Source organism: Pontibacillus halophilus JSM 076056 = DSM 19796 (assembly GCF_000425205.1).
Classification (GTDB): domain Bacteria; phylum Bacillota; class Bacilli; order Bacillales; family BH030062; genus Pontibacillus_A; species Pontibacillus_A halophilus.
This window is the reverse complement of record NZ_AULI01000009.1, coordinates 1-16,807: the sequence shown is the minus strand read 5'-3', so window position 1 is coordinate 16,807 and position 16,807 is coordinate 1. Positions and strand designations below refer to the sequence as shown.

At 41.8% G+C, this 16,807-nt stretch carries 14 protein-coding genes; 2 read left to right on the top strand and 12 right to left on the bottom strand.

The window, feature by feature from the left end:
• Nucleotides 1-14: 14 nt before the first annotated feature.
• Nucleotides 15-2,243: an alpha-galactosidase gene (locus H513_RS0109945; RefSeq protein ID WP_026800611.1), complete on the bottom strand. Its 2,229-nt coding sequence runs from the start codon at nucleotides 2,241-2,243 to the stop codon at nucleotides 15-17.
• A 224-nt stretch (nucleotides 2,244-2,467) separates the two neighbouring features.
• Here H513_RS0109945 and H513_RS0109940 point away from each other — a divergent pair, with 224 nt between their 5' ends.
• Nucleotides 2,468-3,346, top strand: a complete 879-nt coding sequence (locus tag H513_RS0109940) for an AraC family transcriptional regulator (protein ID WP_026800610.1) — start codon at nucleotides 2,468-2,470, stop codon at nucleotides 3,344-3,346.
• Nucleotides 3,347-3,377: 31 nt separating this feature from the next.
• Here H513_RS0109940 and H513_RS0109935 read toward each other — a convergent pair whose 3' ends face one another.
• The 11 genes from H513_RS0109935 to H513_RS0109880 form a co-directional block, all read right to left on the bottom strand.
• A complete protein-coding gene (locus H513_RS0109935) occupies nucleotides 3,378-3,629 on the bottom strand; it encodes a hypothetical protein (protein WP_026800609.1) in 252 nt (83 codons plus the stop codon).
• A 69-nt stretch (nucleotides 3,630-3,698) separates the two neighbouring features.
• On the bottom strand, nucleotides 3,699-5,285 hold the full coding sequence (locus H513_RS0109930; protein ID WP_026800608.1) for a solute:sodium symporter family transporter: 1,587 nt from the start codon (nucleotides 5,283-5,285) through the stop codon (nucleotides 3,699-3,701).
• A 263-nt stretch (nucleotides 5,286-5,548) separates the two neighbouring features.
• Nucleotides 5,549-6,175, bottom strand: a complete 627-nt coding sequence (locus H513_RS0109925; RefSeq protein ID WP_026800607.1) for an FMN-dependent NADH-azoreductase — start codon at nucleotides 6,173-6,175, stop codon at nucleotides 5,549-5,551.
• Nucleotides 6,176-6,422: 247 nt separating this feature from the next.
• Nucleotides 6,423-6,833: a cytochrome aa3 quinol oxidase subunit IV gene (gene qoxD / locus H513_RS20010; protein WP_081658249.1), complete on the bottom strand. Its 411-nt coding sequence runs from the start codon at nucleotides 6,831-6,833 to the stop codon at nucleotides 6,423-6,425.
• A gap of 1 nt (nucleotide 6,834) precedes the next feature.
• Entirely contained in the window at nucleotides 6,835-7,443 is a 609-nt protein-coding gene (gene qoxC / locus H513_RS0109915) for a cytochrome aa3 quinol oxidase subunit III (RefSeq protein ID WP_026800606.1), read from the bottom strand.
• Nucleotides 7,444-7,446: 3 nt separating this feature from the next.
• Nucleotides 7,447-9,399, bottom strand: coding sequence for a cytochrome aa3 quinol oxidase subunit I (gene qoxB, locus H513_RS0109910; protein ID WP_026800605.1), 1,953 nt, complete (start codon nucleotides 9,397-9,399; stop codon nucleotides 7,447-7,449).
• Between the two features lie 17 nt (nucleotides 9,400-9,416).
• Complete coding sequence (qoxA, locus tag H513_RS20005) at nucleotides 9,417-10,277, bottom strand: cytochrome aa3 quinol oxidase subunit II (RefSeq protein WP_051239891.1); 861 nt, start codon at nucleotides 10,275-10,277, stop codon at nucleotides 9,417-9,419.
• 361 nt (nucleotides 10,278-10,638) lie between these two features.
• Entirely contained in the window at nucleotides 10,639-11,736 is a 1,098-nt protein-coding gene (locus tag H513_RS0109900; protein ID WP_026800604.1) for a M24 family metallopeptidase, read from the bottom strand.
• A 101-nt stretch (nucleotides 11,737-11,837) separates the two neighbouring features.
• Complete coding sequence (locus H513_RS0109895) at nucleotides 11,838-12,701, bottom strand: STAS domain-containing protein (RefSeq protein WP_026800603.1); 864 nt, start codon at nucleotides 12,699-12,701, stop codon at nucleotides 11,838-11,840.
• Between the two features lie 149 nt (nucleotides 12,702-12,850).
• Nucleotides 12,851-14,398, bottom strand: a complete 1,548-nt coding sequence (locus H513_RS0109885; protein WP_026800602.1) for a PTS transporter subunit EIIC — start codon at nucleotides 14,396-14,398, stop codon at nucleotides 12,851-12,853.
• An 88-nt stretch (nucleotides 14,399-14,486) separates the two neighbouring features.
• Nucleotides 14,487-15,842 (bottom strand): 6-phospho-alpha-glucosidase, encoded by a 1,356-nt coding sequence (locus H513_RS0109880; protein WP_026800601.1) that lies wholly within the window; start codon nucleotides 15,840-15,842, stop codon nucleotides 14,487-14,489.
• 151 nt (nucleotides 15,843-15,993) lie between these two features.
• Here H513_RS0109880 and H513_RS0109875 point away from each other — a divergent pair, with 151 nt between their 5' ends.
• Nucleotides 15,994-16,713, top strand: coding sequence for a GntR family transcriptional regulator (locus H513_RS0109875; RefSeq protein ID WP_026800600.1), 720 nt, complete (start codon nucleotides 15,994-15,996; stop codon nucleotides 16,711-16,713).
• Nucleotides 16,714-16,807: the final 94 nt, after the last annotated feature.

Genomic DNA, 16,807 nt, shown 5'->3' with positions numbered 1-16,807 from the left:
ATTAATCTATATCTTTATAGTCGTTTCAAAGTGAATAAGGTTGATACGAAATCACCCGTTTCTTCAATTCCACCAGTTTGGGAACCATTATATCCACTATCTAGCTGAATTCCAGCGTTCATCAACTCATCCCCGTAGTAGGTTCCTTCTCTTCCTTCAATTTCGTATTCTCCATCCGGGTCGAGCCCTTTAACAAAGAGGCGGTCGTAACCTGGATTTGGTTTCGCGAGCACCTGATAATGTCCTACCACGGCAATGGATTGGTCGTCTGACACACTCATCCAACTCGTAGCAGCTCCATCTGCCGCAAATGGGCTCTTTAGTCGATAGAAAGTTCCATATTGAAACACGCGACGATGGTCTTTATACCATGATATTTGATTAGCAACCTGGTGTAACTCTTGCTCACCCATCGCTGTCAGGTCGAGTTCATAACCAAATGTACCAAAATAGGCAACATCCGCCCTCGTCTTCAAACTCGTAATTCTTCTAACCTGGTGATTCGGAACAGCAGAGACATGTGCCCCCATACTACTAATCGGATATACAAAGGAAGTTCCGTATTGAATTTTAAGTCTTTCGATGGCATCTGTGTTATCACTAGTCCAAGCCTGTGGAGCGTAATACAACATCCCTGGGTCAAATCGAGCCCCACCACTTGCACATGATTCAAATAAGACGTCAGGAAATTCATGTGTTAATCGTTCATATAGGTCATATACCCCTAAGATGTAGCGATGGGCGACCTCTTTTTGACGTGATGCTGGCAATGTACATGATCCAATTTCAGTCATATACCGATTCATGTCCCACTTGACATAATCTACATGTGCCTCTCGGATAATTGCACTCATCCGCTCAAAGAGTAAATCCACCACCTCTTGGTTTGAGAAATCAAGCACAAGCTGATGACGCCCCGTTGAAGATCTTCTTTCAGGCACATGAATAATCCACTCTGGATGTTCCTTAAACAATTCACTTTCTCTTGAAACCATCTCAGGCTCAAACCATAATCCGAACATCATATCAAGGTCATGAATTTGATCCGATAAGGATTGCAGCCCCTTTGGCAGCTTCTCTTGGTCGATAAACCAATCTCCTAAAGAGGTTGTATCATCGTTACGTTTCCCGAACCATCCATCATCAAGTACAAACAGTTCGACACCTGCAGCCTTTGCTGTTCGCGCAAGACCTAGAAGTTTCTCTTCATCGAAATCAAAGTACGTGGCTTCCCAGTTATTAATTAGAATCGGACGTTCTTCGTCCCTCCAATTTCCTCTCGCCAATCGCTTCTGGTAGAGGTTCTGATATTGATGACTAAGACCTGTCATCCCTTTGTCGGAGTAAGCCATCACAACTTCAGGCGTTTGGAAAGCCTCTCCAGGATGAAGCTCCCAACTAAAGTCGAATGGGTTGATTCCCATCGTGACGCGTGTTACGTCGTATTGATCGACCTCTACTTGGCCTAGGAAATTGCCACTGTACACAAGGCTAAATCCATAAACCTCACCTAATGATTCCGTTGTCTCTGGACGCTTCAACATAAGAAATGGGTTTTGCTGACTACTACTTGTTCCTCGTGTACTCTGAATCCGATGGAGACCGTGAACGAGTGGGCGTTCTTCGAAATGACGCTCTCGTGACCATGAACCAGACAATTGGGCCATTTCAAAGTTTGCATCCGGGAATTCAACGGAAGTACTCAAGGCACGCGTAAGCGTCTGTATGCCCTCTCCGCTATTCACAAATCTAGCTGAACGAATAATCACATTCCGATCATGAAATACGGTGTATGATAAATACAAATCTATGGATAGATGAGTATCTACAAGCTTAATGGTTAACGTCTCAGCTTCATCGTCGCCTTCAGTATAGACAGCAGGCAACCCTTCTAAAGGAGGTTTCCCTTTCGTGACAACGTGAGAATGATACGTAAAATCTGTTATTCGACTTCCATCTTGCTGTTCAATTTGATAGGCAGGCTCTCGATAATCAGAAGTCCCATAGGAAGGGTACTCCTGCTTAAGTAAATCCAATGAGAATGTTGGATCATCTTCATACACGTAGGAGGAAGTTACGCGGTGCTCTTCTTTAGCTAAGTGGCTAAAGCTGTCACGGTCTCGAATTTTCTTCCCATAGTAGAGATGGCCAAGGTGTCCATTCTTCATTACATGGAAGATATAGCTCACATCTTTCCCTTGTAGATGAAACTGCTTATTCTGTTCGGCAATCGTAATTGGCATGTTTAATTCTCCTAACTCTGTTCGTAAACGGTTACATAATGAAGATACTTTTATTTTAGAAATCATATAGGATGGATTCAATGGTAAATAAAATCACTACTTATTGCCTTTTCTTGCTTGCCATTTTAGAATCAACTCTATTAAAATAGTTATGAAACCGATAACATTTATGGGTTAATTAATGGGAAATTTAGCTATTTTACGGATACAAAGGGGTTACTATTATGTTGAAGCAATCTTTACAACACGGTTCCTATGGATACCGATTCTCTGATCGAAATCTGCAAAATCTTGCTCAAATTTGGTCACTAGGTTGGGAAGAACAAACCTCGTCCCTCTATGATTGGGATGGACAGAATCGCCGAGATACGGGCAAGTTTATTTTTCAATATACGATTTCAGGAAAAGGTGCCATAGACATCAACGGCGACACTCACATCCTCACTCCTGGACAGGGGTTTATTGTGAATATTCCTGGAAACTATCGATACTATCTTCCCGATGATAGCAATCGTTGGGAATTTATGTACATCACGCTCTATGGAGATGTTGTGAAGCATTATTGGAATGAAATCCAAAAAGATATCGGATACATCCTTCATTTCCAACCTGATTCAGAGCCAGTCACCTACCTGCTGAAGCTCCTACAATCAGCCACAGCCAAGGAAATCTCAAATGCGCATCAAGCATCTGGACTAGCTTATCAATTTACGATGAACCTCGTTACCTATTGTACTTCTCTAGAGAAACGCTTGTCGCAATGGCCCGAGGAGATTGTTGAAGCATCTATGTTTGCCAACAATCATTATGGAGAAGACATTGGCCCGGATGACATGGCGATTGCCTCTGGTATGTCTCGCTATCATTTCACAAGACAGTTTAAGCACTACACGAATGCAACACCTATTCAATACTTAACAGACATCCGAATCAAAAAGGCAAAAGAGCTTCTCCTCAATACGAAATACTCAGCTGAAGATATTGCCAAGCTAACAGGATACAAAAATGCGAATTACTTTAATAAAGTGTTTAAGAAAGTAACAGGAACTTCTCCAGGTAAATTTAGAACAGAAGGGCAACCTTCTCCTCCAATGGGAACGTAAAAGCCAGGCCGTGTATATTCACGGCCTGGCTTTATTTAGGATTCTCAATGGTAACAGAACGCTTATCATAATTAATGGTCATGCTCTTTCCTGTGTCTACAAAGTTCTCCAACACATCTTTAGAAAGTTGCAGAGCAAAATTTGTGCGATCGAGTTTCTCCAAATCAACGTCGTTTAATTCTGTAACGTCCTCACCAGCTTCTATAACTTGCTGGTGCAGCTCGTCTAGCGTTTCATACACTTTATGGTAAAGCGATTCAATTGGTTCATTCGCTTTCGTCATGATTGTACCGCCTTTCATCCATATTGACACAAATTTCATTATATCAAATATGGAAGGAACGGAACATGCTTAAATAATACCGACAGGCGACAAGAGAACGTAAATGAGAATCATAGCGGCAGTTATGCCAATCCCTACAGGGTAGACCAATTTCCATGGAGTCATGTCGACTTTAGCTTTCTCCTCCAATATGTAGGCAGTGTCTCTAGGTGCAATGCGCCCAATGATTAGCATCATCGTTGTACAAACAACAAATAGAATGCCTAGTATATGCAAGAAATGCACTCCGGTATCCCAAATCAGCTGAGTGGTTGCGTAGACTGAAATGAATACGAATAATGAAACCTTAGCTGCAATTGCCGGAACCCGCTTCGTCAGATAACCTACTATGAGAATGGTAAAGATCGGAACATTGTAGAACCCATTTACAATTTGCAGGTATTGGAAGAAACCTTGTGGAACCTTGTCGATTAGTGGTGCAATACACATAGCAAATAACGCTAGTACAATCCCAACATATTTTCCCTTACGTACAACCACATGATCTGGAGCATTTGGGTTGAAATAAGGCTTATAAATGTTCAATGCGATTAGTGTAACAGATGAATTTAATGCTGAGTTAAAGGACGACAAGATTGCCCCAAACAATACAGCAGCAAAGAACCCTACTAATGGCTTTGGCAACACTTCTTGTACAAGCATCGGGTATGCATCTGTTGGCTCAATTCCTGGACCAAACATATTATAGGCGATAATCCCAGGAAGGATTAAGAACACAGGTCCTAACAACTTAAGAAATGCTGCAATAAGTACACCTTTTTGTCCTTCTTTCAAGTTCTTAGCAGAGATGGCACGTTGCATAATGTGTTGAGCGGTACCCCAGTAGAAGAGGTTCACGAGAAGCATCCCTGTAAACATGGTTCCAAACGGTACGGGACTGCTTGAGTCACCGACTGAGTTCAACTTCTCAGGAGAATTCTCTACGATAATCTGAAATCCATTCGTAAATGAACCGTCCCCGAGCGCAAACAATCCGATGATAGGGATCATTAACCCTCCGATGAGCAATCCGACACCATTAATCGTATCCGATACCGCAACCGCTTTCAATCCACCGAAAATGGCATAGATGGCACCAATCGTACCAATCCCAAATACCGTTACCCAAATACTAGCCGTTCGCCCGATTCCAAGCACTTCTGGAATATTAAATACCCCATTTAACGCAACAGCACCAGAATACAAAATGGGTGGCAATAAATTAAATACATATCCAAATAGGAATAGAATCGTTACGATTTGCTTCGTTCCGAAATCATAGCGTTCCTCAAGGAAATCTGGAATTGTCGTAATACCACCCTTTAAATAACGAGGCAGTAAGAAAAATGCGACAATAACAAGCGAGATGGCTGCGCCTACTTCCCATCCCATCACAGCAATCGTATCTGAATAGCCTTGCGCATTCAGTCCAACTAACTGTTCAGTAGACAAGTTTGTTAACATGAGCGAGCCTGCAATGACCCACGCTCCTAAGTTTCTCCCACCTAAAAAGTACCCATCCTGTGTATCTAGTTTTTCTTTGCGAGTTAAGAAATACGAGATTACTGCAACAAATGAAGTAAAGAATAGAAATGAACCCACAGTGAATAAATTCATAGTTGTCTCCCCTTTTCCAACGTAAACCTTTTTTGCGAATAGATGTATGCGCTTTAGCAACTATCTATCATTCTAGTAGCTTTATGAAAGCGCTACAATGGTAAAATTTTAAGAATACTTTGCACTTTTTTGCTTTGTTTCAGGTTTACTTCAAGAGAAGCGTTAAAATTTATTATATAAGGATCAGAGAAAATCATTAGTGCCTATTGAGAGAAACACAAAAAAAGCATGTGGGCTCCCCACATGCTTTACAAACAATACTATTAGAACGTTTTAGCTGTATCTTTAGCACGCGCAATTGCGTTTGCTTTAATTTCTTCAGCTTTCTCTGGCATAGCCGCATGTCCTTCTACGAATACTCCTTCAAAGGAAGGGACTCCGAAGAATTGCATGACTTTCCCGAGGTAGCTGTGGCCACTTTCCATTCCAGCAGCAGGACCCTCAGAATAGATTCCTCCGCGTGCTTGGATATGAATGGCTTTCTTATCAGTTAATAGTCCAACTGGACCTTGTTCAGTGTAATTAAAAGTCTTCCCAGCAACCGCAACAGAATCAATGTATGCTTTCATTACTGGTGGGAATGAGAAGTTCCACATTGGCGTTACAAATACGTATTTATCTGCGCCAACGAATTGCTCGCTAAGTTCGCCAAGGCGTTCCACCTTTTGCTTCTCAACTTCAGATAGTTCTTCTCCGGACTGAAGCTTACCCCATCCTTTAAAGATGTCTGCATCAATCTGTGGGATATGTTCTTTATACAGGTCAATATGAACAACTTCATCATTTGGATTCGCTTCTTGATAAGAATCAATGAATGCCTTTCCGACAGCCATGCTGTAAGAAGTCGTCTCATCATGTGGATGTGCTGTAATATATAATACTTTACTCATAGTAATCCCTCACCTTTATTGTAGATTATTTATCTCGAATTAGAGATTATTTAATTCAAGATATATAATACTAAGTATCTTACAAAATATCAAGTCATACGCTTTAAAAAATTTGCTAGCAACTTATGAGATGAGATTGGGTGGTGAAATACATAACATAAAATTACGAATACTACTGCTCTTTTCCACCACCTGAACTTAAGAAAAACAAAAAAAGAGCACCTCCTAAGAGATGCTCTTGCATGCATTAATGAGAATCGTGACCCTCATCTTCCATATCGTGACCTTCATGGCTATCATCCATGTTATGGCCTTGTTCTTCGTTCATGTTATCCATTTCCATGTTATCCATATCCATGTCTTGCATCGTTGACATCATAACCCATACAGAACCAGCTACAATGACAGCGGCGATAAAGAAGCTAAACAACATGTTGACTACTTGTGTTGTACCTTCTCCTTCACGCAAGTGCATGAACATGATTAACTGAATTGCAGCTTGAACCATTGCAAGTCCACCAATAATCCAGAAAATCGTGTTTCTGGATAGGTCTGTCTCAAGTGCAACCCATACCGCAAGAAGCGTTAAAAGAATTGAAAACGCAAATCCGATGACGTGACTCCATGGGAAATGGTTGTGCTTATTGTTATTTGCCATGTTACATCACCATCCCTGCGAGGTATACGCCCGTAAGGATAAAGATCCAGATAACGTCAAGGAAGTGCCAATATAAAGAGATAATAAAGGCCTTACGTGCTGTTGTCTGGTTCAGGCCGTGACGAGCGAGTTGAATTAAGATTAGAATCATCCAGCCGATCCCTAGGGAAACGTGCGCTCCGTGGGTACCAAGCAATGTGAAGAAGGCAGACCAATATGCACTTGTTTGCATTGTAGCTCCTTCATGCACATAATGAATGAACTCTTCAATTTCGAAATAAAGGAATCCTAGACCTAATAGTAACGTTAAGATAAACCATACCATTAGACCTTTCTTGCTTCCGCGACGCATTTCATGAATCGCTATACCACAAGTAAAGGAACTCGTTAAGAGGATAAACGTTTCAATGAGCACGCCTTTAATCTCGAATAACTCTGCTGGAGTTGGTCCGTCAGCATAACGTCCTGTTAGAACGAAATACGTTCCGAACAACGTTGCAAACAATGCAATCTCGGCTCCAAGGAAAATCCAGAAACCAAGGATATTCATGGAGTCTTTCTGAGTTTGATATTCTAGTGGTTTACTCGTGTCTACGTGTGCATGACTCATATCTTACGCCTCCTTCCTACGAACTTCACGTTCAATTTCACGAATTTCAGACGGCTGTACGTGATAGCCTTTGTCTGGGTCGAAGGAACGAATCATCATGCAAATTACAACACCGATTGTTGCCGGAATTGCCATCCACATCCATTCCCAAACAAGTCCGAAGCCAGCGATAAAGAAGAAGACTGACATGATAATCGGCACACCCGAGTTATCAGGCATGTGAATTTCCTCGTATTCTTCTTTCTCAACGTCTACGTCATATTCGCCTTTTTGTTTCATTAACCAGAATGCATCGCGTCCTTCTACAACAGGGTCTTTCGCAAAGTTATAGAATGGTACTGGAGATGGAGTAGCCCAGTCAAGAGAACGAGCGTTCCATGGGTCACCAGTTGTAATACGTGGCTCGAAGCGAATGCTGTAATAGATGCTGTAAACGATAATGATGAAACCAATACCCATCATGACGGCACCTACAGAAGAAATAAAGTTCAATCCGAACCAGCCAGTGCTTTCAGCATACGTATACGTACGACGAGGCATACCTGCGAAACCTAGGAAGTATTGAGGGAAGAAACATACGTTGAAACCAATAACAAAGATCCAGAATGCGACTTTCCCTAATTTTTCATTTAATTTATGACCAAATAATTTCGGATACCAGAAGTATAGGCCTGCGAAACAAGCAAATACCGTACCTGAAATTAACACATAGTGGAAGTGAGAGACTAGGAAGTATGTGTTGTGATACTGATAGTCGGCTGCTGCCATTGCAAGCATTACCCCAGTTACACCGCCGATAACGAAGTTCGGGATAAACGCAAGCGACCAAAGCATCGGAACGGTAATCTTAATCTTCCCTTTCCACATCGTAAACAGCCAGTTAAAGATCTTAACCCCGGTTGGAATCGATATTGCCATTGTTGTAACGGAGAAGAACGAGTTAACCGCTGCAGAGTTCCCCATCGTAAAGAAGTGGTGAACCCACACGACAAAGCTTAAACCTGCAATAACAACCATAGAATAAACCATGGCTTTGTAACCAAATAGAGATTTACGTGCGAACGTACTAATTACTTCAGAGAAGATTCCGAACGCAGGTAAGATTACGATATACACTTCAGGGTGTCCCCAAAGCCAGAATAAGTTCGCCCATAGCATCGGCATTCCGTCTCCAGCCAATGTGAAGAAGTGTGTACCGAATACGCGGTCTAATGTCATAAGCGCTAACGCAACTGTTAGGATTGGGAAAGCGAAGATGATGATGATACATGTAATCGCACTAGACCATGTGAACATTGGCATTCTCATCAACTTCATACCAGGTGCACGCATCTTAAGAATCGTAACAAGGAAGTTAATCCCTGTTAACAGCGTACCGATACCTGCGATTTGAAGTCCTAATAGATAGAAGTTCTGTCCTGGACCAGGACTAAACTCTTCACCAGCAAGCGGTGTATAAGATGTCCAACCAGCTTCTGGTGATCCTCCGATTACGAAGGAAATGTTAAAGAGCATCGCACCCATAAAGAACGTCCAGAAACTTACGGCATTCAAGAATGGATACGCAACGTCACGGGCACCAATTTGAAGTGGTACAACTACGTTGATTAAACCAATCAAGAATGGCATCGCCATAAAGATAATCATAATCGTTCCGTGCGTTGTGAATATCTGGTTATAGTGATCAGCATTTAAGAACCCAGCATCCGGGAAGGTAATTTGAGCACGCATTAAGAGCGCATCGACCCCACCACGGAATAGCATGAGCACAGCTGCTAGAATATACATAATTCCTAATTTTTTATGGTCAACGGTAGTGAGCCATTCTTGCCATAACCACTTCCACTTCTTGAAGTATGTTAGGACAAATACAACACCAATCATCGACAATACAATCGATACATCGGCACCGTAGATCAGTGGGTCACCCGTGACGAAAAATTCTTCTAGTGTCACGTTGCTCGCCTCCTATTCTAGTGAGATGAAGATTCGTCTTCTTCTGGGTCATACCCAACTCGTTCCCAAGCTTCAAGCACGTAATCCGCTTGCTGCGCATGGTTTACATAGTCTAGGTGTGTATTTGAGAACTCTTGAACTTCCGTGTGCCCAGGAACTAATAGATGGTCATACTCATCTTGAGTTAGCTTAGGCGCTTCCGTTTGAACGTCCTCTACCCAATCACCGAATTCTTCTTCTGTTTGAGCGTATACTTTGAACTGCATCTCAGCGAATCCTTCTCCATTGAAGTTCGCGTTACGACCGTTATACACGCCAGTTTCGTCTGCTTGTAAGTATAATTGCGTCATCATGCCGGACATGTTGTATTCCTGACCACCTAGGCGTGGAATCCAAAGTGCTGCCATTGAATCCGCAGATACAAGCTTGAATTGAATTGGGCGATCTTCAGGAATGTGAAGATAGTTCACCGTTTCAATTCCTTGTTCTGGATAGCTAAAGAACCATTTCCAATCAGCGGATGTTGCATGAATCACAAGTGGTTCCTTATCTTCAGAACTTTGCGGGGGCTCTTCTAGCTCATAAATCGTTTTTACAGTTGGAACTGCAAGTAAAATAACGATAATGACTGGAATCCCTGTCCAAGTAATCTCGAGCCATTTATTATGGTCATCGACCAAGATAGGTTCATCGCTATCCTGTCCTGGACGTTCACGATATTTCACTACAATAAACGTGAACAAAGCAAATACCACCGCTACGATAATAAGCATTAGTGCAATGGACCAAAAGATTAAATCTTTTTGCGCCTCTCCGACTGGTCCTTTCGGATCCAATACAGGTAGACTACTACACCCTGATAAAAACGTCATGAGCATAGAAGAGAGAAACAAAGATTTAAATAATTTCACGTGAGGTCACCTACCTTTTCTCTTCTACTAAAATACAAATAATGAAGCTTAACAAAATTGCATGTTAAAGCTTTTGTCAGATTCTTATGATACCAAAGATGTCAAAAGAATGGCCTGGTTTCACAAATGTGTCAAAAATTCGTCACGATTTGGCAAAGTATGACGAGGCAATTCCCTACTAATCATTGACATCTTACGAATCTATTGTTCCTAAAAATACTAAACACGCAAAAAAAGCTGCGTTCTACTAAAGAAAGCAGCTTTTTTAATATAACATAGTTTTTTGTCATGTGGCGAGCAAATTCGATAGTTTTCGACTTTGGCGCGCCTACTCTACAACTTGTAAATTCTTTGGGTACTTCGTTAGCGTCTCATGTCCGTCCTTCGTAACGAGTACATCATCTTCAATCCGAACGCCACCAATTCGCTCATCATAAATGCCAGGTTCAATCGTGTACGTCATACCTGCTTTCAATCGGGCGTTGTTCGTATGAGCCATGGACGGATATTCATGAACGTTAATGCCAAGTCCGTGTCCAATTCGGTGAGGAAATAATTCCCCGTATCCTGCTTTATCGATGATGTCACGAGCTGTTTGGTCTAGGTCCCCTACTCGTGTACCTTCCTGACTGATACGAAGTGAAGCCTCCTGAGCTTCTAACACAGTTTGATACAAACGGCGTTGTTCGTGAGAAACCTCTCCATAAACAACGGTTCGAGTGATATCAGAAGTATACCCATCGAGCACAACCCCAAGGTCGAATAATACGAAGTCGCCATGTTTCAAGGCACGTTCTCCTGGATTTCCGTGAGGCTGTCCTGATTTCTCTCCAAATAGTACCATCGTACTGAACGACATCTCTCGAATGCCCTTCTTCTTCAATTCATATTCAATGGTAGCAAGCACTTCCATCTCCGTAACCCCTTCTTTCAAAGCGGCTACTCCAACTTCAACACCATAATCAGCCATTTCTGCAGCACGACGCATAATTGCAATTTCCTGCTCGCTTTTCACTACTCGCATTTCGTTTAATTGGTCTTCAACAGGTACTGCGCCAGCCCCCTCAAACAAATCCAGTAAAGACATGGTGCGGTTGAAGGATAATGCATCCCCTTCTAATGCCACTACATCAACTTTAGGCAATTCACGTTGTTCTAATGAAGCACGAATAGAATCCCAAGGGTTCTCGTGGTCTTTATACCCAATAATCTCATGATTCCAGCCAGTATCCAGAACCTGGCTCTGCTCCATGCTAGGGACAACCATCATTGGTTCAGCGTTTCGAAATACGAATAAGCCCATTAGACGCTCATGAGGATCATTGTAGAAATTCGTTAAGTAAAAGACGTTCTCTGTAGAATGGATAAACGCCACTTCAATGGACTGTTCCTCTAGCCATTGTTGTAAATTTAGTAGATTTGACATGTTATGTACCCCTTTCAGCTAGTAGACTATGTTCTATCATACGTGAAAACTGACCACAATGAAACCAACTATCATTCCCTGGGAAATGATAAAAGCCACCTTTAAAGGTGGCTTAACTTAGCTGGTGCAGTAGACTTTGCAAACCCAATCTTGGATAGTGCTTTCTTTAAATTGCTTTCTGTACGAATGTTTTCGAATCGAACCCCTAAGTCGACGAGCGTACGAGCAATTTCAGGTCGAATCCCTGTTAGCTGTGCGTCAACCCCTACAAGTTCTAGCGCAGTTACAATTTGCACAATGTGATGCGCGACCATCGTATCAATCATCGGTACACCAGATGTATCCATAATTAAGTGCTTTACTTTATAGGATAGACTCTTCTCTAGTGCAACCTCCATGATTAGCGAAGCACGATCCGTATCAATTTCCCCAATTAGAGGCAACACAGCGACATCGTCTGATACTGGTACGACCGGCACAGATAGTTCTTTGAAATCTGTATTTGATAGATTCAACAAATGTCTGTGGTGGCTCATATAGACCTGGTGGAAATAGTAGATCATCTCGTCCATTAACACATTTACTCTCCTACTTACATCCACCATTGTTATGGCTGCAAGTTCATGGCCCTTTAACTCTTCTGCTAGAAAGTCCATTATGACGTCACGGAAGCGGGAGAGGTTACGAACCGTTTCAGGCAAAGGAACGCCTTTCTTTAATCCCAAACTACCAGCATGCATCAGCCATTCCCGATATTCCTTCATTAAGTCTTGGTTCTCTTGGGTAATCGAATCAACTAAGAAGCGGAAAAAAGCTGTTCTTGAGCTTCTTACATCTTCCTCTGTAAAGCCAGCTTGCTCAAGTGTATGTAAATAGCTCGGATCTTGAAGTACTCGAACCTCATCCACAACTCTGTCTTCCTGGTCTAGTAATCGCTTATGAAGATAGGCCAATTCTTCCTTCATTCAGTTCTCATTCCTGTCATTAATAGAATACGTTTATCGTACCTCAAATTTGAAAAAAATACAATTTTCAAATGACTATTTGCAAGCGTATTTATGAATCTACTCATCAAGAAAAATCCCCCTCCTACATTCGTAGAAGGGGGACCCAATTAAGAAGCTGATTGGATGATTTTATTAATCTCATTCTTGTACAAGTCTGAGCGACCACCAAAGATTGCTTGGACATTATTTCCAACTTTAACAACCCCAGATGCACCAAGAGCCTTTAACTGCTCTTCGTCAATCGCTTCTACAGATACAACTTCAACTCGAAGACGAGTAAAGCAAGCGTCTACATAATTAAGGTTCTCTTCGCCACCTAGTGCATGCATAATTTCTGTAGCAATTTCAGTTGTACTTCCTTTTTCTCCGGTTTTCTTCGCATTGTAATCTTTCCTTGTGTACAGCTTCGCCTCTTTCCCTGCTCGTCCAGGAGTAGCAATGTTCCACTTGTTAATCGCAAAGCTAAAGGAGAAGTAATAGACTACGAAGAAGCCAGCTCCAAGCACTATGTTCATCCACCAATTTGGAGTTCCAGGAATGGCATTTACAAGCACGTAGTCAATCAGACCACTGCCCCCTGCCCAACCTAAATGAACATCAAGCATGTACGTAAGCATATAGGAAACACCTGTTAAGAGTGCGTGGAAAGCAAATAGAGCTGGTGCTACGAATAAGAATGTAAACTCTAATGGTTCTGTGATTCCTGTTAGGAACGCAGTACCTGCTGCAGCAAGAAGCATTCCCTTCACTACTGTACGATTATCTTTATCAGCACGACGATACATCGCTAATGCTGCACCTAACAATCCGAACATAATAACAGGGAATTTCCCAGACATGAAACGACCAGCCGTTACTTCAATTCCCTCTTTCACTTGAGCAAGGAAAATGTACTGATCACCCGTAACGACGCTTCCCGCTACTTCAGCCGTTCCGCCTAGTGGTGTCCATAAGAATGGCGCATACCAAATATGGTGAAGACCTGTTGGAATTAAAATACGTTCTAAGAATCCATACAAACCAATGTAAAGTGGATTGGTTGCATCATTGGCAATTACATTTGCCACCGCATCAATTCCAGTCTGAATCGGTGGCCAAATAGCCATTACGACGAAGGCAAGTAAGATTGACATAAATACCATGACAATCCCGACTGAACGATCTCCTGCAAAGAAACCGAGCACTTCAGGTGGATTAAATTCATGGAATTTATTGTACACCCACACCGCCAAGAGACCGACAATAATACCACCTAGTACACCTGTTTCTAAAGTAGGCACACCCAGTAATACACCGTAAGCCCCGTCGTTTTGAGCCATTTCTCTCGTGATACCCATTACAAATGAAATTGTATTATTCATCATTAAATAACCTAATAAAGCTGCAAGTGCTGCAATTCCAGAGCCACCACTTAACCCAATGGCCACCCCTAAAGCAAAGATAATCGGTAGGTTATTAAAGATTACAAGTCCTAATTCAGACATGCCATTCCCCATTGTTTGAACCCAGTTCGCTTGCATAAACGTAAGCGTTTCTGTCAGTGGCCCTGTAAATGCCGCCCCAAGACCAAGTAAGATACCTGAAGCCGGAAGCAGCGCTACTGGAACCATGAGCGACTTCCCAAACTTCTGTAAAGTGCCAAACTGTTTTTGCATCGTGTTCTTCCCCCCATGATAAGAAAGCGTTTTCGATAATATCCAATTGTTGGTCCAGTCCATACGCGGACTGAACCAACTTACTGACTTAATTTATTGCAAATTCACGTTCTTTACGGGCAACAAGTGCTGGCCAATAATCACGGTTTGCCTCAATTAAATCATCAAGAATCTGACGCGCAACAGGTGCATCTACTACAGTACGGTTCAACGTAAGAGCTTGCATTGCTTTCTCATAACTATTCTCATAGAATGCATCTACAACTAGCTTCTCGTAAGCAAGCTGCCCTTCAATCAAACCTTTATAGAATGTAGAGATTGGGCCGACTGAGAATGGCTTAGGTCCTTGCTTCGTTAACATTGCAGGAACTTCTACCATTGCATCATCAGGAAGATTTGAAATAATGCCATTGTTCTCGACCATCACGATGAATGTATCGCAATTGTGATAAGCAAGTGATGCAGCCACTCGAATCATGTAACGTCCATGAATATCAACTTCAAGCTCTACATTCTCTAATGATTGGTCCGCAATGATTTGATCACATAGCTCGTGAACACGTTTTTGTCTTCCATTAATGACTTGTCGAGCTCTTGTGTTCCCTGCTTCTTCTTTATCAACCATCTCTTGAGGATAAAGGTAATATTGAAGATAGGTGTTCGGCAAGTACTCTGGGAAGTCATTAAGCATACGTTCTACCTGCTTGAAGGTCTTGATCCAGTTCGGGTCATTCGCAATTTCAGCGTCTTCAGGCATGAATCCATCTTTCGTGATCGCATTCTTAATTGTATCTGTATGGTCGTTCCCCTCTTTATCGTAAATCTTCGTAAACCAACCAAAGTGGTTAAGCCCGAAGTATTCAGGTACTAGGTCAAATACTTCTTTCCCAAGAATTCCTGCATAGCTCACCATGATAGCCGCTGGCATATCACAAATGTTCAATATTTTATTATCATTGTTGAACTCACGACGTAGCGCTTCTGCCACGATTGCAGCTGGGTTCGTATAGTTAAGAATCCAAGCTTCCGGTGCATAATGTCGTACATCCTTTACAAGTTCAATCATGTCCCCAATTGAGCGCATGCCATAAGCCATTCCTCCAGGACCACAAGTCTCCTGACCAACAACTCCGTGTTGAAGAGGAATTTGTTCATCTTGCTCACGCATCGCTAGTCCACCTGTACGAATCTGCACGAAGACAAAGTCGGCATCTGTGAACGCTTTCTCTTTGTCCGTTGTGTATGAGAACGATTCCAACTCTGGGTATTTTTCTCTTAAAATGACGCGTGTTGCTTCAGCCACTTTCTGCTGACGATCTTCATTTGTATCATAAAAGGTAATGGATTTAAGTGGGAAATTTTCTTTCTCTGCAATTAAACTCATAATCATCCCAATTGTATATGTACTTCCTCCACCTGCTACGACAAGGTTTTGTTTCTTCATTTCCATTCCTCCCAAAGTAAAGGTTATATATTTGTTTTGTTTATTAACTAATACAAATATAATACATAAACTATGTAAGCGTCAACATAGGATAGAGAAAATTTTTAATATCGGTTATAATAGCTATGAATTCTTTTAGGAGGCCGATGTTATGCAACGTTCTATGCCACTCTACCGAACGATTGCTCAGCATATAAAAAGTGAAATTCAAGCAGGCAATTTTATCGAAGGTGAAACCATACCTACAGAAAAAAGTCTTTCCGAACAATTCGACGCTAGTCGAGTTACGGTTCGACAAGCCATTGATTTACTTGTAACAGAAGGAATGCTTCATAAAGTGCAAGGCAGCGGAACCTATGTAAAGGAACAGGCGAAAGTCGAACATAACATTTATGAACTTGTGAGCTTTACTGAGGAAATGACGAATCTTGACAAACAACCTGAGAACAAAATCCTCAATTTCCAGATGATCCAGTCTGATGCTCGCATTCAACGTAAATTACAACTAGATTCAAATGCACCTGTCTATTACATCCGACGTCAGCGATTTATTGACGATATCCCTTATGTTGTTGAAGATACGTATATGCCTGTCCATCTCTTCCCGGACCTTACGTATCAAGTTATGGTTACATCGAAATATGACTACATTGAGAATCAGAAAGGGTTTCAAATTAAAGAAAGTTTCCAAGAGGTCTTGCCCATTCTTCCTGATTCAGAAATTGCAGAACTGCTGAACACAACTGAGCAACAACCGATACTAAAAGTAAAATCTTACTCTGTGCTAAGCGATGACATACCTTTTGAGTATAGTGAAGTTTACTTTAAGAGTGATGAATATCGATTTACCGTTCGGGCTAGACGCCCATAAAAAAAGGTTCTAAGTCAATTGTTGGGGTAGGAGGCAAACTCCTGCCCCTTAACCAACTTGAAAGTCTTTTGTATGTTTGTATTGATGATGCAGA